We start from the raw sequence: 19,758 nt of genomic DNA on the forward strand, positions 1-19,758 counted from the left end.
GGCGGAAACCTTTCAGCGGGGTAACCTTTGCTTTTATAGCCGGAGCCGCAACAAACTCTGGATGAAGGGCGAAAGTTCGGGAAACACCCTCAAACTGCTGCGGCTCCGGGCGGACTGCGACCGGGACACCCTGCTCGCCACGGTGGTTCCTTCAGGCCCCACCTGCCATACGGGAAACTGGACCTGCTTTACGGACCAGCGCTATACCTGGGAACTTTTGCAAAGCATAGTAACCGAGCGGTTCCGCAATCCCAAACCGGGGTCTTACACGGCTACCCTGGACGATGAACGGGTTAGGGAAAAGGTGATGGAAGAGGCAGAAGAAGTCTGCACCGCCAAAACCCATGACGAAATAGTCTGGGAAGTGGCGGACCTCCTTTATTTTACCACGGTGCTCATGACCCGGGCCGGGGTTTCCGTGGCTGAGGTTATGGCAGAACTGGACCGGCGGCACAAAAAATGAAAAGACCTACAGAAAAAACCATGGAGAAGAGCCCCTATTGGAGCAAAAGGATCTCCGAGCTTGAACCCTACACTCCGGGGGAACAACCCCGGGACCGTCGGTACATCAAACTTAATACCAACGAGAGCCCCTACCCTCCGTCACCGAAGGTACTCGAAGCAATTCGAGCCGCAGCGAACGAAGACCTGAGGCTCTATCCTGACCCGACCTGCTTCGTCTTAAGAAGCGCAATCGCTGCTCGATATGGCCTACCAGGAGCGGACTGGGTCTTTGTGGGCAACGGGTCCGATGAAATTCTCGCCTTTGCCTTTGCCGCCTTTTTTGGGCCCCGGGACAGAACAGAGCGCCAGCCCCTCCTTTTTCCCGACATTACCTATAGTTTTTACCCCGTCTACGCTGACCTCTGGAATATCGAGTACGAAACAGTTCCCGTCACCGAGAAATTCGAAATCGATACGGCTCATTACCGGCGCCCTGCCAGCGGCGTTGTTCTCGCTAACCCCAACGCACCAACCGGCCGCGCCCTGGGGAAAGGGGCCCTTATAGACCTGGTGGCATTTCATCAACAGGAACAGAACGTCGTTCTTATAGACGAAGCCTATGTGGATTTCGGCGCCGAGTCCATGGCAGACCAGGTGCAGCGCTATGACAACCTGCTCGTGGTTCACACCCTGTCCAAGTCCCGCTCCCTCGCGGGGCTCCGGGTGGGTTACGCCCTGGGACAGCCGGACCTTATCGAGGGGCTGAGGCGCGTTAAGGACTCTTTTAATTCCTATACCCTGGACCGGCTTGCCCTGGCGGGCGCCCAGGCGGCCATCGAAAACCGGGAATATTACGATGCTATGGCGGCAAAAATCGCGGCAACCCGTGAAAATACAAGACGGGCCCTGGAAGAAGCCGGCTTTGAGGTTATTCCCTCGGCTGCAAACTTTATTTTTATTCGTCACCCTGAGCGGTCTGGGGCTGAGCTGTTCCAGGAACTGCGCAGCAGGGGAATTCTTGTGCGGCACTGGAACAAGCCGCGGATCAGCGAGTATCTCCGGGTCAGCATCGGCACCGACGAAGAAATGGAGAGCTTTGTCCGCATTTGCAGAGATATCATTGAGCGTTCACAGGGGTAGGATATGATTATCATAGATGCACCGGATTTTAATGCCTATTGGAACCACGCAGGCGCTGCGGGGAGAGCTGCGGAAACAGACCCTGGCAGGGTAGAGCAGACGGTACGAGATATTATCGCCCAGGTCCAGAGCGGCGGAGACCGGGCCCTGCGGGACTATGCGGCCCGCTTTGACCGCTCAAGCCCCGAACACTTGGAAGTTTCTCCTGCGGAGGCCCGCCATGCATTGGAAGAACTGGAACGGTTCGACAGAGAGCTAGCAGCCGCTCTCCGCCTCGCAGCGGACCATATCAGGCATTTTGCGGTACTTCAGAAAAAACAGTTTGCCGACTTTGAAAGCGAACTAGAGAGCGGGCTTTTTACGGGCCAGCGCTGTATTCCGGTTGAACGGGCTGCAGTCTATGTGCCTGCAGGGCGCTTCCCCCTCATTTCTACGGTCCTTATGGGGGTCATCCCCGCTAAGGTGGCTGGGGTCGCTGAAGTGGTTCTCCTCTCGCCGCCCTTAGAGGACGGTAAGCCCGACCGGCGGATTCTCGCTGCGGCAGCCCTTGCCGGGGCGGACCGCATATTTGCCACCGGCGGCGCCCAGGCTATTGCGGCGGCGGCCTTTGGAACCGAATCGGTGCCCCGCTGCGATGTTATTGTAGGGCCCGGGAACAAGTATGTGGCCGCGGCAAAACGCATTCTTTTTGGCCAGGTGGGCATAGACTTTGTGGCGGGTCCTACGGATGTGCTTATCATCGCCGACGGAAATGCCGAGCCGGATCTTATCGCAGCGGACCTGCTTGCCCAGGCGGAACATGACCCGGATGCCCGGGCAAGGCTCCTTGTACCGAACCGGCCCATGGCGGAAAGGGTAACCGCAGCCCTGGAAAAGCAGCTTGGAACGCTGAGCACCGCAGAAACTGCCCGCGCATCCTTGGATGCCGGTGGACTCATTGTTATCTATACGTCGCTCGATGAAGCGGTCCGCATCGCCAATACGATCGCTCCGGAACACCTGGAACTGCACCTTACGGCAGCAGAAGCCATCATACCAAAGCTCAGAAACTACGGAAGCCTTTTTATTGGTTCTTTGGCGGCGGAGGTGCTGGGGGACTATTCGGCGGGGATAAACCATACGCTTCCCACCTCAGGCAGCGCCCGCTTTACCGGCGGCCTTTCGGTACGGCACTTTATTAAAACCGTGACAAGCCTCCGCTGTGCCCCCGGCGCTGGCTTTGAAGCGAGCCGCCGGGCCGCCGCCCTTATAGCCCGGGCAGAAGGCCTGGATGCCCACCGCCGGAGCGCCGAAAGCAGGGGGAAAATAGAGCCTTAATCAGTCGTTTTCAGCAATTTTAAAACTCTGGACCTGGTCGATAATCGTTTGGAACTGGTCTGTAAACTGCTGGTTCAGCTCGTTGAGGAGATGAATAGCGTCGCGGATTTCGTTGGTACCGGCAGCAACCTCGGTGATTCCATTTCGTATTTCGGAGGAGAGGTTCTTTACCGTATCAAAGATATCCGCGAGCAGTCTGGTGTTTTCATCAACCCGATGAACATCATCTTTGACTCCGCTCGTATAATCGTTAAGACGATTCATAGCTTGCATGACCTGTTCGCTGCTCACTGCGATTTCTTTGAGGGCATGGAAGATCTCACTAAAACTATTTCCCATAGACTGTACTTCTTGCTCGATAGCGGTAAACAGTTCTAGATTCTTGTCTATAGTATGTCCGGTCAGGTCCACACCATCTTTCATAGCCTTAATTGCAAGGCTTATATTTTTCGCATTTGTGGCGGTAGCTTCGGCCAGGTTTCGTATTTCATCGGCCACAACAGCAAATCCTGCCCCATGTTCACCCGCATGAGCAGCCTCGATCGCGGCGTTCATGGCAAGAAGATTTGTCTGGGCTGCAACTTTAGCGACCAATTGGTTCATATCGCTAATTGCTTGCATACGTTTTTCGATAAGCTCATTAAAGGATGCCTTTGTTTCTTCTAATGAACGGCCGCCATCTTGAGCTACTTCTACCAATTGAGCTACTGTTTTGTTCTTTTTCTCCGAAAGTTCCGAAAGATTTTTGATAGAAGCCTGCATTTCCACAATCGCAGCTGTTGATTGCTGAACCATGGCTGATTGCTCTACAATGCGGTTTCCGTACTGGTTCACCGATTGAATAATCTCGCTAGCTCTGTTTTTAGATTCATCCATGTTCGTATCCAGAGAAACAGACCGTTCGTTGATAGCCTTAATGTTTTCTGCAATTTCTACCATGGCAACACTGCTTTCGTGGTTCGATTGGAGAATGCTGGTATTGAGAGCCTTGGCTTTATCTATTGCGTTCCGTATTTCAACAACCATGGACTGCAAATTGTGAACGAAAGTATTAAATCGGTCAGAAACTAAGCCGACCTCATCATTTGTCACCTCAATCCGTTTTGTTAAATCACCATTACCGCTTGCGATGTCATGAAGGGCATCCTGCAATTTACGGAGGTTCTTAAATGAGAATCGCAAAAATAATTGCAAAATGAAGGTAATAAGTACCGCAAGGATGATAGCAACCAGTATCGCAAGACCATTTATTTCCCATAAAGTAGGCAAAAAATCATTAATCGGCATAATTGTGTGTATGGTGTAGAGGCTATTCTGTATGGGTGATTGTGCGACAATGTATTTTTGGCCCTTTTGAACAAAGGACTGTAAGCCTTTATAACCATTTATTGGCTGCATTGTTGAGGGAACAAAGTCGCTTAATTTTGTTTTGTTATTTTCATCAAGACTGGTAATGAGAATCGTATCTGTATTATCACAGAGCAATACTACACTGTTTTTACTTGGTTCTGAGTTTTTAAACTGACGGACCACATCGGTTAAAGATATTCCGATACCAGCGATACCAATAGCATTCCCATTGTCACGGACAAGAGCATTAAACCAAAGCAGAGTGGAATCGAGTTTGGCGTTATAATCCACATTGAGCAGCACATCTTCTGGAGATGAAAGGCTATCAAAAAACCAGCTATCATCAGGATCATTCTTTGTGAGGGTGTTTAGATATTTACCCTTGTCATAAAAGGATCCCGTAACAGTACTGGCGGCAAAAGAAGTAGAAAAACCTTTTCGTGTTGCCAGTTCCGCCATGGTAGCTGTCATAATTGCTGTAAGTTTTTGGTCCCTTTCTCCAGATTTAATCCAGTCTATAAGAGCCGGATTGCGGGCAAAAGAAATGGAAGCTTCTGTACCTCGGGCAATTTCAGTTTGAATATCAATCTTTATTGAGTTGAGCATGTAGGGTACTTGGTCATAAAACCGTTTTTCGATATAGGTCATGATAGGAAAAGTCGCAACACTTAAGGCAAGAAAAACGGCTATTAAAATTGATAATATAGCAACAATACTGATGCGTCTTTGTATAGTCATAATGACTCCTCTCAAGCTCATAGGCAGTTATGTATACAATATTGACTACAATTATATCTAATGTATTAAATTTCACCAATGAATTTATAGTTAATTTAAGAGATCGAAATAAAATTTTTTGTGTTAATGACCACTTAGAAATTAAAATTTTTAAGGAATCCGTATTTCGTTCCTGAGAACCTTGCGGATAAAGCGGCCTGAGGGAGAAAGGTCCGCATCCTGCCAGCGGCCCTTTCCTTCCCGGTCGGCGTTGTATACCAGGGTCCCCGATTCTTCGCCCTTGTTGTTGACCGACCAGTTGACCCATGAAATGCCATGTTTTTTCAGGAACGAAAGCCACACCTTTGACTGATCAGGATAAAATCCTCCGCCGCCAGAAGCATCGGAGGTTCCCCATTCGGTGACGAAAATCGGGAGCCCCTTGGCCAGGGCTTTTTCCGCCTTTTTCCGCAGTGCTTCCCCGTGGGTCCCCGCATAGAAATGCAGGGTATACATGATGTTTTTATAGTCTTTGATGGGATCTTCCGCAGCCACATCCACATCCTGGCTCCAGTTGGGGGTGCCCACAATAATAATGTTGTCCGGGTCTATTGCCCTGATCGCACCGATGACAGCCTCTGCATAGGGCTTTATCTGGCCCTGCCAGGTCACTTCCTTTCCGTTCGGTTCATTACAGATTTCGTAGATAATGTTCGGGTATGTGCCATACTTCTGGGCTATGTCGGTAAAAAACTCGATAGCCTTATCTTTGTACACTAAGGGATTTTTATCACTTAACACATGCCAGTCTACAATAACATAAATCCCCAGCTTAAGCGCCGCTTCTATAGAACTAATGACTTTTTCCTTAATAACCGGGTTTTCGATATAGCCCCCTTGGGTCAGGTACATGGCAGCCCGCCACACCTGCATGTTCCAGTCATCGCGGAGCCATTGAATCACCTCATCATTGGCATATTTACCTGCCCACTGAAGCCCAAAGGAACTCATGCCCCGGAGCTGCACTGGTTTACCCTCCTGGGTACCAAGGCGGGTACCCATCACCTGCAATTGGCCGAAACGTTCTACTACCGTCTTGCCTGACTTATCAACCGCCAAGAACCGATTGTCCGGAGCACAGGAAATGATCGTTAAAATTGATGCTAAGACGATGCCGATAGTTTTGCACATGGGTTTCATAGGTTCACTCCCCTTTATCCGGTTGCTATTGGAACCGGTACAAGTCTCATGTTGATTGATATTTGCCAACCAATATAACTGTAGCCTACCTTAGCACAGCTGTAAAGTTTTTTTACTCGACCGAAGGTCTCCGTAATAGTATAGTTTCGGTATGGCGCTTACCATTCGTTCTGCCCAAGACCACCGGCTTGACCGGGAAGCGGGAGCTATTGTTTATCCCGTAATATCCCGCAGGGCCCGAGGCCTTTCGATAGGCATTAACCTCTTCTCGGACAAAAAGACCTGCAGTTTTGACTGCCCCTATTGCGAGGTGTTCCCCTTTACCTCGGACATACAATTTTCGCTCCCAGCCCTGGAGAGGGGCCTGCGGGAATTTGCTGTGGCGCTGAATATGGATGGGAGCCAAGGACTTCGATCCAGATCAGTTTTTTCTCCTTCGGAGACAAGCACAGACCTGAATGTAAAGGACCTTTCATTTTCAGGCAATGGAGAGCCTACCCTGCACCCAGCCTTTAGGCCGGCCCTTGAATTGGCCGGGCAGCTGCGGAACGAATTGTATTCACAGGCAAAACTGGTACTCATTACTAACGGTACCGGGCTTCTTAATCCAGAAACGGCGGATTTCCTTGCCATCGCAGCCAGGGGAGCAATGGAACCTTTCAGCGGGACAGGGAAAGAGCTTGAAATCTGGCTTAAGGTCGATGCGGGAACCGAAGCCTGGTACCGGAAGATAAACCGCTCTGCCATTAGTTTTGAAAGCCTGTGCCGGGCTATCGAAGACTTTGCGGGGCGGGCCCCCTTTGTGATCCAGACCATGGTATGTAAAATCGGCGGCCAGCCAGCTCCGCAGGAAGAAGTACGCGCCTGGGAAAACCTGGTCCGGCGTTTAGTGGAATTGTCGGGCACTGTGCCGCCGCCGCGGCCTGGTCCCCAGCGCCTGCAGCTTTACGGGAAGGCCCGCCCCGCACCGGAGGATCCCCTGGCCGAACCGGTAGACGAAGCGTATCTTCTTGAGCGCCGGGCCTCTCTGATACGGAAACTAGAGCCTTATACTATACCGGTTGAGGTTTTTGTTTAGTTTGTATAATTGAGAAAGGGGCTTAAAAAATCCTTTATACGCTGAAAAGAGAGCATCGTTTCGGGAATCATGGTTCCCACTGCAGGCCACACATGCCAGAGCCCCTGCCATATCTCCAGTTCCACAGGAACCCCAGCGGCACGGGCTGCGTCGGCAACCGAGCGGCTGTCATCCAAAAGGATTTCACTTTCATCAACCTGGATGAGTATGGGCGGGAGGCCCTTAAAGGATCCAAAGCGTGGGGAGATATACGGATCATCGAGGGGCCGTGACCCGGCATAGGCTCGAGCCCAGCGCTGGAGCATGCCGGTAGTCAGCATCACGTCCCGGCCGGCATTCGTGCGATGGGAATCGCTTGAGTTTGTCAGGTCAGTCCAGGGAGAATAAAGGAGGAGCGCTGCAGGCAAGGGCTCGCCCCTGTCGCTCAGAGCCATGGCTGCGGCCAATGCAAGGCCCCCGCCAGCCGAATCTCCCAGAAACACAATCTGCCTACCCTGATACCCGCTGGAGCGGAGCCAATGATAGGCCGCGAGGGCGTCTTCCAGGGCGGCCGGATAGGGATGTTCCGGCGCAAGCCGGTATTCGAACAGGAACATCGGAAGTGACAGGGCTTCCGCCAGGGGGGCGCACAAAAGGAGGGATGACTCGATGCTGCCCAAAACGTAGCCCCCTCCATGGAAATACAGCACGATAGGGCCTTGCGGTGCCGCTTTGGGCCCTACTAGAGCTCCCCGCATTCCATCAATATCGTATTCATCTATCGAGAGAGAGCGCGGAAAGGGCGGATGAAAGCGGGCGGTCCTTTCCGACCGCTCCCGTTCTTCAAAAATACTGAGGTCCTTGCGGCGAAACATAAACTGGATAATCTGCCGCCATACCTGGCTCTGGAAGCTGGGCGTCATAGGAGGATTTATATTGATGACGGCACAAAGCGCCGTATAAGCTCATCCAGCGCTTCGTCGCTTGCGGCGGTCAGCGTATAGTGGCCCACCTTGCGGCCCGGCCGGCCTTCCTTGCCGTAATCATGATAGTGGGCCCCCGGTATGGCAAGAATTGCTTCCCGCTTTGGCAGGCTTCCGATGCAGTTTATCATGGCAGCGGCCCCCCGCAGGTCGGTACGACCCAAAGGAAGCCCCAGAATAGCCCGCAGGTGGTTTTCGAACTGGCTTGTCGAAGCCCCTTCTATGGTCCAGTGACCCGAATTGTGAACCCGGGGGGCGGTTTCGTTGGCCACCAGGGCTTCGGGGGTATCAAAAAGCTCAAGGGCAAGGACCCCCACATAATTGAGACGGTCCAGGATTTTACGGGCATAAGACTCCGCTTCTGCCTGGCGCGGATCAGCGGCATGGGGACGGGAGAACCTGAGGATACCCTCCCGGTGTATATTTTCTGTCAGGGGATAAAAGGCTTCTTCTCCAGTGCTGCTCCGGACAGCAATAATCGAAACTTCCCGGGTAAAGGGCACAAAGGCTTCGAGGATGGCGCTCCGCCCCTGGATATGCTCCCAGGCGGCTGCGCAGTCTTCGGCGCGGCGAAGCACCGACTGGCCCTTGCCGTCATAGCCCAGGGTTCGCGTTTTAAGCACCGCAGGAAGTCCGATAGTTTTTACCGCCGACTCAAGATCCGAGAGGCTTTCTATGGCCGCAAAGGCCGGGGTAGGAACGCCAAGCTCGGTAAAAAGCGTTTTTTCCGAAAGCCGGTCCCGGGATACGGCCAGGGCTTCCGCCGGGGGATAGACCAGCCGCCGGCCTTCCTCCAAAAACCGGACCGCTTGGGCTGGCACATTTTCGAACTCGTAGGTGATAATATCTGCCCAGGAAGCAAGCTCTTCCAGTTTTGCTGTATCGTCGTAGGGGCCCCGCACCTGGCGGGCCACCGCAGCGGCGCAGGCGTCGGGAGCGGGGTCAAGGAATGCAAACTCCAGTCCCAGGCTGTGGCCCGCCAAGGCCAGCATGCGGGCAAGCTGGCCGCCGCCCAGGATACCGATCCGCTTCATGGGAGCGCTGCTTGTCTGGGCGGCGGTGCGGGGCCCCTGCGCCGGCTTGGGCGGTAATGCGCCGTATTCGCTCATAGGCCCTCCCGGGGATCTGGCTTAGCTAAAACCGTCTCAGTCTGCTTTTTCCGGTATGCCTTAAGCCGTTCTCGGATTTCTGGATATTTATTAGCCAGGATGCTTGCCGCAAGGAGGGCTGCATTGGCAGCCCCGGCCTTGCCTATAGCCAGGGTTCCCACAGGAATCCCTGCAGGCATCTGTACAATAGAAAGCAATGAATCAAGACCATTTAAGGCCTTGGACTGGACCGGAACGCCCAGCACCGGCAGGGATGTTTTTGCGGCCGTCATACCCGGTAAATGGGCCGCTCCGCCAGCGCCGGCAATAATAACCTCGATGCCCCGGCCCTCGGCCTGTTCTGCATAACAAAAAAGTTTATCCGGTGTTCTGTGGGCCGACACCACTTCCACCTCATAGGGAATCCCTAATTCATCGAGCAGGGCCGCTCCGTGACTCATGGTTTCCCAATCGGAACTGGATCCCATAATCATTCCAATCAATACCTGCATAGCCTGGCTCCTTCTGTGCTGCCAGTTTTATAGTATAAATGGAAATTTTACACAATGACCGAGGGAAAATACCGAAGGGACATTGAGACAACAAGGGGCAGCCTCTTTGAGGGCTATTTTTTTGCTACCCGGTCAGCTGCAAGACGACCTGTCATAATGGACGTGGGCACTCCGGTCGGACTGTAGGACCATTGGCCTGCCTGGTATACGTCGGGAATGGCTGTCAGGACCGACTCGTTTACACCAAGCATGCTGGAAGTAACCGGGATAGGGTATTCAAAGGACCAGCCGACAATTGCGCCGCCAGAGCTTGCTACCCGTTCTTCGATACTGAGGGGGCTCGCGGAAAACGAAAAAAGGATGCGGCCCGCAAGCTGGGGGTATAGGTTTTCAGTAAGCACCGAAAGGATTTTTTGTTCCAGATAGGCCTTAAACTCATCGTACCAGCCATCGGTATGGACTCGCTTTACCAGTTCGTAATCAAACAGGAGGCTCGCAATGATACCGGTCTTGCCCGGAGGGGCCGCCTGGGGATCCTTTAATACAGGAATTGATATTTCATAGGTGTTGTAGCGGCAAAACCGATCGAGCCAGTCCAGAATAGTAGCTCGGCTCAGCCGTTCCCACCGTTCTAGAAGCGATGCAAGCTCCTTGCGGTGAATGGATCCCAGTCCCTGGGCTGAGGGGGTATAGAAAAAATGCCCCCGGGACAGGGCGCTAAAATAGTCTGGCGGCAGGTCCGCCGCGATAAAGAGGGTAAACACAGACTCGGAACTTCTCGCGGTCTCCATGGCGGTCCTTGTGGCAGCAATATTTCGGACTACCGGCTCAGGAAGTCCGCCCGTTTCCGTATTGGCATAGAGAAAACGCAGATCCGCAGCCCAAATGAGCTTCTTGTACTCGTAACTGTTGCCATGGTCATCGACCAGCACTTTTTCTGCAGGTTTCACGGTTACAATCCGCCGCCCCGTTTTGAGTTTTCCGCCGAACTTAAGGAGTTTTTCCTGGACCCGCTCGGGGAGCTTCCCAACACCGCCAATAGGATAAAAATAATCGGTGTAGAGGTAAAAGTAGCTCATGGCAAAAAAGGTCGGTGTGGCCTTAAAGAAGTGCTGATCCACTATATCCCGCAGGGAGGGATTTTTAATGATGCCCGCAAGGTACTCTTCTACCGGGCCCTTGAGGCTATCCAGTTTCCGGAGGGTAAGGATAAATTTACCCATCCAGGGAAGGTATACCCGCAGGAAATACCCCAGGTCTTCCCGGAATTTTTTAAAAAGCGGGTTATCCACCGCGTAGAGGATCTTCATGTGGGACATCACGGTTCGAATAAGCGACACAAGCCTATCAATATCTTCGCCGCTTTCAGGATAGGTTCTGCGGAGCAGCGCTTCGTAGGAATCCAGATCCCCTTCGCTCTCCACGGTAATAATGTCTTTTCCAATACCAACTGAAACGGGGCTTTTTACGCTGGGAAGTTCAATCCCCAGGTCCGCCAGCATGGGTTTTATAATGCCCGCGCTTTCCAGGGCCCGTACACCGCCATCAAAGGTAAAGCCATCCCGGGAAAAGGTATTGATAAGCCCCCCGCAGGTTTCGTTCTTTTCTATAAGGAGTACGTCCATACCCCGTTTTGCAGCATAGGCAGCGGCGGTGAGCCCCGCTATACCGCCTCCGACAACAATCAGTTCATGGGCTTCCATCATTGCAGTCCCCCCGAAAGTCTCCCCAGCTGCATGCTGATAGGCCAGAGAAGCTCCGCCATTTCAAGGTCCAGAGCAGGCGGCGCAAGGTTTTCCTGGGTTGTCAGATTAAAAAACCTGTCGGTCACCCCCACAAGTTCTGGGGAAACACCCAGATAATAGAGTGCCTCCGCAGAAACCGCAGGAGACTGAGAATAGCGGTCAATAAAATTCTTTTTGTACCAGCGGTAAAAGGCGTGATTTTCGTTCCCCGTATTGGTGGCCACCATACCCGGATGCATGGCGTTTATAGTCACCCCCGACCCCCTAAATAGCTCCGCAAAGCGGTGCATGGAAAGGATCTGGGCCGTTTTGGCAGACCCATAGGCCTTTAACCCCGAATACCCACCCCGTTCAAATTGCAGATTATCCAGATCGAGCCCCCAGACCGCAAAACGGTACCCCTCAGAGCTGACAAACAGGATACGGGCCCGCCCTTCCTTCTTAAGCCGGTCGAGGAGCATAAAATTGATGATAAAAGACGAAAGGTAATGGACCGCAAAGGTCGTTTCAAGGCCATCAACAGTCTCGGTCCGTTTGTTTAGATACACCCCTGCATTGTGGATGAGCACATCGATGGGCCGGGGCCATGCATTAAGTTCCTGGGCCACCCGGTGTATATCCGCCAATACCGAAAGGTCCGCCACAATGGCGTCGCAGCGGATCCCAAATTCACCCTGGAGCTCCTGGCAGAGGGCTTGCGATTTTTCGGGATTCCTGTTGATGGATAGAATATCCGCCCCCGCTGCAGCATAACGGCGGGCCGTATGGTAGCCGATACCAGACGTAGCCCCGCTTATCACCACTAGTTTTCCCCGGAACTCCTCACGACATTCTTGAGGAGGCAGCTTGTTGTGCTGCATCATTTCCCACACATTGGACCACTTGTATTGGGGCCAATACCGTTTCATGCGGGCAAAAAGTGTTTGCTTTTCCATGTTATCCGAACACCCGTCTCATAAAGGATCGATACATCCTGTTAAACCCAGGAATGTTATCAAAAATATCACCCCAGAGATCATAATAATCCCGCTGGTCCACAATCTTTCCCTGTTCATTAAGGACTATTCTGCTCGCCCCATACACAACCGAAGACCGGGTATTTCTGAAAAGGATAGTCATTTCCCATTCCATATAGATTAAGCGGTCCTGCATGACCGCATTTTTTATGGCCATGGACAGGTCCTGGGAACGCTTGGTGAGCCGTTCCGTTAATTCTCTGAAATTCTTAAGCCCCCGGACTTCCTGAATACAGTCCCGGAAATGGATAGCTTCGTCATAATAGGGAATAATGTAGGACCAGTCGGGTTTTCCTTCCCGGTTATAGGTCTGGCTCCAGAGGGCAGTAAACTGCTCAAGACTGGTAATCACATAGGGGTCGTCGTTCATCAATAGGTCCCTCTCTTTTCGTTTTTCCGTAATGATTCCTAGTATAGAGGCAATTTACGGTAAAAGCAAATCTTTATTACATTCATTGAAAGGCATACTGATCCTATTTTCTAAATGTAAATTTGACAGAATACTTTACTTTCCATGCTATTATTCCGCGGAACCGCATTGCCGCTCCATCATGCTTTGCTTAAAGGCAATATCAAAGCTCATATCTGCCCATCAATTTTAAATGAATACATACAGGTTCTTTCCTATAGAAAGTTTGGATTAACCAAAGAAGAAACCAGTTACCTTATCGATGAAGAAATACTGCCTTTTTTTATTATCCATGACGAACCTCCGCAAAGCAAAAATTGGATTGTGGAGGATTCTTCGGACAACAAATTCATCGATCTGGCGTGCACCATTCCGGGTTCAATACTGGTGAGCGGGGACATACATCTTTTACAGCATCGTGATACTCTGCCGTGCAGAACTATTTCGCTTGCGGAATGTATCGATATGCTTTCAAGCTCACTTAACTCCCGTACTTAGCCAGGTAGGGTTCTACCACGTCGTTTTTCTGGGCTCCCGTGCCATCATAGGTAATGGAAAGCACCGGGACTCCGGTTAAGTTCTCGATAGCTTTGCTCATCCCCTCGGTGACTAGGGAGGCGCAGCAGAAGGCCGGGGCAGCCTGCACAAAAAGAGCCAAATCGGGGTGTTCGTCCAGAATTTTAAGCAGCTTAAGGGCGTTGTCGTAGTTTTCTCCCGACATTTCCGGCCGGATACCAAAATACTGGTACGCATCCTGCCGCCGGCGGTTTGTCCAGGGCCCCTCGCTGAGGGCTAGTCCAGTCTGGCGTTCCAGCGCCTTTTCTACCGATGCTATAGCCATCATCACCGCCCGATAGCCCAGCCAGGGGCCGTAGCGCCGCTCAATGAGAAGCCGGTCAAAGAAGGCGTCCACCGTCGCCTTTAGGTATTCCACATAGGAAGTGGTCACCACTTCCCCGCCGGCCCGTTCAATTGCCCGGATCAGGTCCTGGTTAAAAATATCGTTGTCCCGGACGTAAAAATCGCCGAAAAGGGCAACCTTGGGACGCTTCCCTTCTTTCTTAGGAATAAAGCTTAAACCGGCGGCAATCTCCTTAATAACCGGCACCATAGGCTGCCGTTTTTCCAGGGCCGAGGCACACTTTTGGAGGGCCGAAGCAATAAACGCATCGGTCGCCCCGGGCAAGGTTTCGTAGGGCCGAATTCTCGTACCGATTTTCCGGAGCAGTCCCCCCAGCGCATAGGCATAGTAGGCATCCAGGGTCATACGGGCAGAAACGTCCATAAAGGTAAGATCCCCCGTAAAGACCTGAACAGACTCCATTCCATTACCTGCCTTGCGGAGTATGGTTTCTATCTGGAGTGGATACAGGGGTATATTGCAGGGCCACAGGGCCTTGACCATCCAGAGAACCGTGTTGCGAGGGTCCAGCTCATGGTTTTCGATATACCGTATCACTTCGTAGGCAATAACGCTCACCGGGATACATTGGCCCGAATTGTGGGTCATGGCATGCTGGATATATTCGCTCTTTTCTTCCAAAACATGGGCGTCGATGCCATGGCCTCGGAGGGCCGCCGCCAAAAGCTCTACCACCAGGGGATCCCAGTTCGGAAGCAGCACCGTCTTGTTCCGCGGGAAAGGAGTCTTTTCTGTTTTCAGAGCGGCCTGACTAGACACGGATGGGGCCGCAATCTTTTGAGGCCCCTCCTTGGCAGTCGCAAAATGGTTCCTAAAGGCCCGGACCGCTGCCTCGATCCGGGTCTCGTAGCCCACCGCCGAGTCATGTTCATCAATCTGTAAAATAAGATAGGGCTTATGGGCCTTGTCCAGAATTTCCTTAAAGGTCTCAATGGCAAAGGAGTCGGGTCCGCATTTAAAGGAGGTGACCAATACGGGGTACATTACCGGATGATTGCGGCAATACAGGGCGGTCTCGATAACCCGGGAAGCGTAGTACCAGTGATAGGCCTGCAGCTGGCGGTCATGATAATGTCCCTCCGGCGTGGGAAACATGTCATGGAAAAAAACCTTGAGCCCATGCTCAGCAAACATATCGGGAATTCCCTTATTAAGCCCCTTGCTCAGGGCCGTGTAGGGCCTCCCGGTCAGCATGATGGCAAACTCATCGGTCTCAGGCCGTACCCGCTGATATAGCTCTAAGAGAGAACTGTTAAATGCCGCTTTGATCGCCTTCATGTTCCGGTACAGCCGTTCAAGGACCGAAGGAACCGGCACGTCGAGCCCCCGGCTTGCGAGAATTCGCCTGAGCATTTCCCGGAGCTCAAAAATCGCTTCGCTGTCGTTGCCAAAACTGGAGTAAATGAGGGGTTTTAGAATCCGTTCCCCCTGGTTTGTGGCAACGCTCACGAGCGTAGGCGTATACTGAGAATAATTGCAATAAAAGAAGCGTCGTTCCTCGGTCTGACCCGCAGTTTCTCCATGGCGCGGTGCTTCCAGGTAAATCGGGAGGAATACATAGTCGGCCCGTTCAAGGAGGTCCTGAACTTGCCCGTGGATCATCGAAATGGGGGCGCAAAAATCCGCGCCGGCAATACGTTTACCCATGCCAATAGAAGCGCTTGAGTCCTCACCCATAAGGGTGGTAAAGCCCAGGGATTGGAAAAAGTATTGCCAGAGCCTGCTGTCTTCCTGCAGATACAGAGACCGGGGAATACCGATACGGATTGATGAACGGCCGGTGCCGTCAGCAGCATTCGCGGCCTGTACGCTGCCAGTCTGGGCGCTAGTCGCCCGGGTGTTGAGCACACTGTCCGCAGCCTGGTGCAACGCATCGTTGAACAGGTCTATGGTACTGGTCGAAAAGTTAACCACCGCATCCTGGAGACGGCCCGTGAGGCTCTGCCTGGCCCGATTCTGCTGGCCCTGTTTGGATACGGATTGAACGGCCTGTTCCAAAAGGTGCCGTCGTTCCCGCAGGAGGTCAAAACCGGACTTGTTTTTGGATACAAATTTCCGGTCCCCCGCCCCGCGGCCGCAGAGGTATCCGTAGACAATCTCTTCGCCCTGTACGGTGATAATGTGCAGCTTGCAGTGGTTGGTGCAGCCTGAACACACATCGTTGCGCTGGGCAATCGTTTCCCGATGCAAAGCCAGGCCCCGGAATTTGGAAGCCCCGACCGGCACAGCCTGGTCATCCAGGGTCTGGAGGACCGCCCCCATGGCGCCGGTTAAGTGACAGTAGGGAGACACCGCGATAGGCCGCTTAAGCCGTTCTTCGAAGGCGGCCACCAGCGCTTTGTTTTTAGCCGTAGCACCCTGGAATACCACATGGGAGCCGATGGAGCCCTCCATGGCGACCTTGGAAAGGTAGTTATCCGCCACAGAAAAGAGGGTTGCCACAAGGAGCTCTTCTACCGCATAGCCCTCGTTCTGGTAGTTATTCAGGTCCCGCTCCATAAAAACCGTACAGCGGTCGCTGGTGGCCGGCGCAGCGTGCCCCAGGGCCCGGGCGGCATATTCCCGGATAGGTACCCCAAGCTTGACCGCCTGTTCTTCTATAAAACTTCCGGTTCCCGCAGCGCAGACCGTGTTCATCTGGCTAAAGACCACCACACCGTCTTTCAGCACCGTAAACTTGGAATCCTGGCCGCCAATTTCGATAATCGTATCCACCTGCCTGTCCAGTTCCACCGCAGCCCGGGCATGGGCGGTAATTTCGTCGATAATGCCGTCGCCCCCCACAATGGCCCCGATAAGTTTCCGGCCCGAGCCGGTGGTTCCGAAGGTGCGTACATCAAAATGAACCGCTTCATCACTTTCTATACGCTCAAGGGCCTCCAAAAGCCCTTGCACCGCCCGGATAGGATCCCCCGCGGTCCGGGTATAGAGCCCTGCGAGCATGGCGCGGTTCTGGTCCAGCAGGGCAGCTTTAGTACTGGTCGAGCCAATGTCGATTCCCAGGTACACCGGCAGCGTTCCTTTAGGGAGCGGCACATACAGGTCCACCTCTACGGGGTTCCGTTCTCCGAGCCGCTGGGTCACCAGGTTGTAACTTTTGTATGAACTAAAGTCAGGATACTGGGGGTTTTTCTTTTCCAAAGGTTGATGAACGTAGCGGCGCCGCGCTTCCTGTTTGCCTAGTATGTCTGCAAGGGTTCGTTCTTTTTCTGCTGGGGCAGGATCGTTTTGATTGGCCAGTAAGGCCCGCTGAACCGCCCCGATGGCTCCATAGAGCGCGGCCTGTTCGTCCCGAATGATTTCCGTTTCCGCAAGGTCCGACAGGTGCTGGACGACCCGTTTGTTAAGGGCCACACCGCCCACCATGACGGTGGGGCTTGCAAGCTGTTCTGCGGGGAAAAGGGTATCGGCGATATTCCGGGCCAGTCCTGCGCAGAGTCCATCGGAGATTTCAGGCAGCCCCCAGCCTTCCTGCTGGGCATGAATCAGGTCGGTTTTCGCAAAAACAGAGCAGCGGCTTGCAATCCGCGGAGTCTGGGGACCTGACTGCTCGGCCAGTTCGGCAAGCCGGGAAGCGGACTCAATACCGAGCCGCACCGCCTGCTGGTCCAGGAAGCTGCCCGTACCGGCTGCGCAGGTCGAATTGGCCTTCATCTTCCGGTATGATCCATCATCATTAAAGATAATACGGGCAAATTTTTCTGAGCCCACGAGCAGGATGTTTTTTACATCCGGATACCGCCGCTTCACCGCATCGATAAAACAAATTTTATTTTCCGACCGGTGGTCCGCCAGCACAAAATAGGGGGTACTGCTCGTGGCACCCACTAAGCGAAAGGTTTTATAGGGACTGTGCTGCAGATACTGCTGGAGCACTCCATAAGGATTGCCCCGGTGGTATGCATAGAGGGTATCCAATATAGTGAAAGTATCGTCGAGTACAACAACTTTTACGGTGGTTGAACCGCAATCAATTCCTAAATAGGGGGCCTTTGTATTCATAATGACCGATGATACTCAGGACCCTATGGGCCGGTCAATATGACAGAACTACAAAGCTTGTTAAGCTGCCTTTTTATTGAGCGTTGAAATAATCAACAATCGCGTCTAAAAGCCGCCGGTCTGGAATGCGGGCGTCGGTGGCAAAGTGGCTGAGGCCGCCAAGCCGGATAAGTTCTGTGCGGGGTGCTCGGATCATGAGGAACCGGGCGTTATAATCGCTCAAGACCACATCGTCCTTTTCGGGCTGGATGATCCGGGTAGGGGGCAGGGGAATGTACTGCTGCTTGCGGGCAGAGCGTTCCCAGGCGACAAGGCTGTCGAACCAGTGGACGGGAAAGACCCGGAGCCCCAGGGGGGACTTGGCAAAAGCCCGGGTAGTCCGGACAAAGGGGCCCAGCAGCGCGCGGCCAAAGCGGGCCGTATTCCACCAGGCTGAACGGATAAGGGGCGCATAGAACACCATGCGGGAAAACCTGCTCTCATAGCGGATACTGTAATCAACCAGCGCGAGGGCGCCGGTGCTGTGCCCAAAGGCCATAAGGGGCAGCGGCAGGGCATCATCAAACTGGGTAAGTATGGTATCGAGGACCCTTTGCACCGTATCGCCATAATCGGAAAAATGTTCCACGTCGCCCCGCGGTCCCGTGGAAAGGCCATGGCCCGGCAGATCCGTGAGCACCACCGCCCAGTTCTGGGCAAGCAAGGCGCCGGCTACCCCGGTCATGTGGCTTGAATCGTTAGCATAGCCGTGGAAAAGAAATACGGTTCCCCGGGGCCTTTCATCGGTCCTGTAGAGCACCTGGAGAAAAAGCTGCACATCCGCGGACCGCCTGAGCTCCTCCCTAAAAAGGATCCAGCCGTACCGGTACACTATGGTCACATCGGCCTCACAGGTCTTCCATATATTGGCAAGGAAGTCCCGGCTATAGGCTGCAAAGGGGCTTACGGGCACTGCTTCCGTCTCAGCATCGCCTGTCCGCCCAGCCTCAGGCGGTCCGCTGTCGCGGGACAGGAGGGGCACATCGTTCCACAGGGAAATACGGTAGGACTCGGTTTCATCGTAGCGGGTATTAATGCTTTCGCAGGAGACAAAAGAGAATATGGCGATGAATATTGTTACCCCGAGCAGAGCGCGCCTCATGTTAACTCCTTCCCCTCATACCGCAATGACTGTTTTAATTATACACTTTCTATCTTCATCGTTTTTATTGGTAGATACTTTTTATAGTTTTCAAAATCTTTATCTAATGTAAAAATGGGATAGTTATTGTTTACTGAAAAAGCACAGATGAGGAAATCTATATGTGAACCCTGAACACCCTTTGTCCGACAGGTATTAAAATATTCTGCAGCAAGCACATAATCATCAGTGGTCAACATTTGATCTTTAAATATTGATAATTTATCCCTCAGTTCTTCAAATTTTGCCTTTTGTGAAATTCCAGTCAGTATTTCTTGCCGAATGGGGCCTATTATCACAATATTAGTATCCCTTATTAATTCAGCTAAATAGTTTACAATTTTAACATCAAATTCATTTTTATCCGTTTTTCTTAAAGCCAATGACCATACCGAAGTATCTACTAAAACCTTCATTTCCTGTTTCTCAAAGCTTTATAGTCATAGTCGGAATCATATTCAACTTTACCAAAAAGCTGTATTAAGTCTTCCGCCTTTCTTTTTTGGATAAATTCCTCTAAAGCAGCATTAACGGTATCTTTTTTTGTTCGAAATCCACCTATTTTTAGAGCGTAATTTAATAATTCATCGTTAATTGCTAAATTTGTAGCCATAGCAACCTCCAAACAATAATATACACAAAACATTGTGTAAAAACAATATGTTTTACAAATCGT

At 52.4% G+C, this 19,758-nt stretch carries 16 protein-coding genes and 1 pseudogene; 5 read left to right on the forward strand and 12 right to left on the reverse strand.

Annotated features, from left to right (window positions below):
* From hisE to hisD, 3 genes are all read left to right on the forward strand, one after another.
* A partial coding sequence (hisE, locus tag Q7P68_RS06065; RefSeq protein WP_304224055.1) for a phosphoribosyl-ATP diphosphatase occupies positions 1–463 on the forward strand: 463 nt, incomplete at its 5' end.
* On the forward strand, positions 460–1,584 hold the full coding sequence (gene hisC / locus Q7P68_RS06070; protein WP_304224057.1) for a histidinol-phosphate transaminase: 1,125 nt from the start codon (positions 460–462) through the stop codon (positions 1,582–1,584). The genes hisE and hisC, both read left to right, overlap by 4 nt.
* A gap of 3 nt (positions 1,585–1,587) precedes the next feature.
* Positions 1,588–2,901 (forward strand): histidinol dehydrogenase, encoded by a 1,314-nt coding sequence (gene hisD / locus Q7P68_RS06075; protein ID WP_304224058.1) that lies wholly within the window; start codon positions 1,588–1,590, stop codon positions 2,899–2,901.
* On the opposite strand, the gene Q7P68_RS06080 is transcribed toward hisD, so the two are convergent.
* Together Q7P68_RS06080 and Q7P68_RS06085 are read right to left on the reverse strand one after the other, a co-directional pair.
* Positions 2,902–4,989: a methyl-accepting chemotaxis protein gene (locus Q7P68_RS06080; RefSeq protein WP_304224060.1), complete on the reverse strand. Its 2,088-nt coding sequence runs from the start codon at positions 4,987–4,989 to the stop codon at positions 2,902–2,904.
* 150 nt (positions 4,990–5,139) lie between these two features.
* The gene (locus tag Q7P68_RS06085; protein ID WP_304224062.1) at positions 5,140–6,168 is read right to left on the reverse strand and encodes a glycoside hydrolase family 5 protein; all 1,029 of its coding nucleotides are present in this window, start codon (positions 6,166–6,168) and stop codon (positions 5,140–5,142) included.
* 151 nt (positions 6,169–6,319) lie between these two features.
* Here Q7P68_RS06085 and Q7P68_RS06090 point away from each other — a divergent pair, with 151 nt between their 5' ends.
* A complete protein-coding gene (locus Q7P68_RS06090; protein ID WP_304224063.1) occupies positions 6,320–7,246 on the forward strand; it encodes a radical SAM protein in 927 nt (308 codons plus the stop codon).
* On the opposite strand, the gene Q7P68_RS06095 is transcribed toward Q7P68_RS06090, so the two are convergent.
* The 6 genes from Q7P68_RS06095 to Q7P68_RS06120 all read right to left on the reverse strand — a co-directional run bounded on the left by Q7P68_RS06095 (position 7,243) and on the right by Q7P68_RS06120 (position 12,939).
* On the reverse strand, positions 7,243–8,148 hold the full coding sequence (locus Q7P68_RS06095) for an alpha/beta hydrolase (protein WP_304224065.1): 906 nt from the start codon (positions 8,146–8,148) through the stop codon (positions 7,243–7,245). The genes Q7P68_RS06090 and Q7P68_RS06095 overlap by 4 nt on opposite strands.
* An 8-nt stretch (positions 8,149–8,156) precedes the next feature.
* A complete protein-coding gene (locus Q7P68_RS06100) occupies positions 8,157–9,317 on the reverse strand; it encodes a 5-(carboxyamino)imidazole ribonucleotide synthase (protein ID WP_304224067.1) in 1,161 nt (386 codons plus the stop codon).
* A complete protein-coding gene (gene purE / locus Q7P68_RS06105; RefSeq protein ID WP_304224069.1) occupies positions 9,314–9,808 on the reverse strand; it encodes a 5-(carboxyamino)imidazole ribonucleotide mutase in 495 nt (164 codons plus the stop codon). Before purE ends, Q7P68_RS06100 begins: the two co-directional genes overlap by 4 nt.
* Before the next feature lie 113 nt (positions 9,809–9,921).
* Positions 9,922–11,514, reverse strand: coding sequence for a phytoene desaturase family protein (locus Q7P68_RS06110; protein ID WP_304224071.1), 1,593 nt, complete (start codon positions 11,512–11,514; stop codon positions 9,922–9,924).
* Complete coding sequence (locus tag Q7P68_RS06115) at positions 11,511–12,488, reverse strand: SDR family NAD(P)-dependent oxidoreductase (protein ID WP_304224073.1); 978 nt, start codon at positions 12,486–12,488, stop codon at positions 11,511–11,513. Before Q7P68_RS06115 ends, Q7P68_RS06110 begins: the two co-directional genes overlap by 4 nt.
* A gap of 1 nt (position 12,489) precedes the next feature.
* Positions 12,490–12,939, reverse strand: a complete 450-nt coding sequence (locus Q7P68_RS06120) for a nuclear transport factor 2 family protein (protein WP_304224075.1) — start codon at positions 12,937–12,939, stop codon at positions 12,490–12,492.
* 141 nt (positions 12,940–13,080) lie between these two features.
* Here Q7P68_RS06120 and Q7P68_RS06125 point away from each other — a divergent pair.
* Positions 13,081–13,476 (forward strand): annotated as a pseudogene (locus Q7P68_RS06125) (PIN domain-containing protein); the annotation flags it as partial.
* Here Q7P68_RS06125 and Q7P68_RS06130 read toward each other — a convergent pair.
* The 4 genes from Q7P68_RS06130 to Q7P68_RS06145 form a co-directional block, all read right to left on the reverse strand.
* The gene (locus Q7P68_RS06130) at positions 13,460–17,902 is read right to left on the reverse strand and encodes an acyl-CoA dehydratase activase (RefSeq protein WP_304224078.1); all 4,443 of its coding nucleotides are present in this window, start codon (positions 17,900–17,902) and stop codon (positions 13,460–13,462) included. The pseudogene Q7P68_RS06125 and the gene Q7P68_RS06130 overlap by 17 nt on opposite strands.
* Positions 17,903–17,975: 73 nt before the next feature.
* Positions 17,976–19,043, reverse strand: a complete 1,068-nt coding sequence (locus Q7P68_RS06135; RefSeq protein ID WP_304224081.1) for an alpha/beta hydrolase — start codon at positions 19,041–19,043, stop codon at positions 17,976–17,978.
* A gap of 38 nt (positions 19,044–19,081) precedes the next feature.
* Positions 19,082–19,498, reverse strand: coding sequence for a type II toxin-antitoxin system VapC family toxin (vapC, locus tag Q7P68_RS06140; RefSeq protein ID WP_304224083.1), 417 nt, complete (start codon positions 19,496–19,498; stop codon positions 19,082–19,084).
* A complete protein-coding gene (locus Q7P68_RS06145) occupies positions 19,495–19,695 on the reverse strand; it encodes a type II toxin-antitoxin system VapB family antitoxin (protein WP_304224086.1) in 201 nt (66 codons plus the stop codon). Before Q7P68_RS06145 ends, vapC begins: the two co-directional genes overlap by 4 nt.
* Between the last annotated feature and the right edge of the window lie 63 nt (positions 19,696–19,758).

The organism is Gracilinema caldarium, from assembly GCF_029265695.1.
Classification (GTDB): Bacteria; Spirochaetota; Spirochaetia; order Treponematales; family Breznakiellaceae; genus Gracilinema; species Gracilinema caldarium_A.

Coding starts and splice junctions, on each gene's coding strand:
- Q7P68_RS06090 (WP_304224063.1), top strand. CDS start 6,320: ATGGCGCTTACCATTCGTTCTGCCCAAGACCACCGGCTTGACCGGGAA.
- Q7P68_RS06085 (WP_304224062.1), bottom strand. CDS start 6,168: ATGAAACCCATGTGCAAAACTATCGGCATCGTCTTAGCATCAATTTTA.
- Q7P68_RS06115 (WP_304224073.1), bottom strand. CDS start 12,488: ATGGAAAAGCAAACACTTTTTGCCCGCATGAAACGGTATTGGCCCCAA.
- Q7P68_RS06145 (WP_304224086.1), bottom strand. CDS start 19,695: ATGGCTACAAATTTAGCAATTAACGATGAATTATTAAATTACGCTCTA.
- Q7P68_RS06095 (WP_304224065.1), bottom strand. CDS start 8,148: ATGACGCCCAGCTTCCAGAGCCAGGTATGGCGGCAGATTATCCAGTTT.
- Q7P68_RS06120 (WP_304224075.1), bottom strand. CDS start 12,939: ATGAACGACGACCCCTATGTGATTACCAGTCTTGAGCAGTTTACTGCC.
- purE (WP_304224069.1), bottom strand. CDS start 9,808: ATGCAGGTATTGATTGGAATGATTATGGGATCCAGTTCCGATTGGGAA.
- Q7P68_RS06100 (WP_304224067.1), bottom strand. CDS start 9,317: ATGAGCGAATACGGCGCATTACCGCCCAAGCCGGCGCAGGGGCCCCGC.
- Q7P68_RS06130 (WP_304224078.1), bottom strand. CDS start 17,902: ATGAATACAAAGGCCCCCTATTTAGGAATTGATTGCGGTTCAACCACC.
- Q7P68_RS06110 (WP_304224071.1), bottom strand. CDS start 11,514: ATGATGGAAGCCCATGAACTGATTGTTGTCGGAGGCGGTATAGCGGGG.
- hisC (WP_304224057.1), top strand. CDS start 460: ATGAAAAGACCTACAGAAAAAACCATGGAGAAGAGCCCCTATTGGAGC.
- Q7P68_RS06135 (WP_304224081.1), bottom strand. CDS start 19,043: ATGAGGCGCGCTCTGCTCGGGGTAACAATATTCATCGCCATATTCTCT.
- hisD (WP_304224058.1), top strand. CDS start 1,588: ATGATTATCATAGATGCACCGGATTTTAATGCCTATTGGAACCACGCA.
- Q7P68_RS06080 (WP_304224060.1), bottom strand. CDS start 4,989: ATGACTATACAAAGACGCATCAGTATTGTTGCTATATTATCAATTTTA.
- vapC (WP_304224083.1), bottom strand. CDS start 19,498: ATGAAGGTTTTAGTAGATACTTCGGTATGGTCATTGGCTTTAAGAAAA.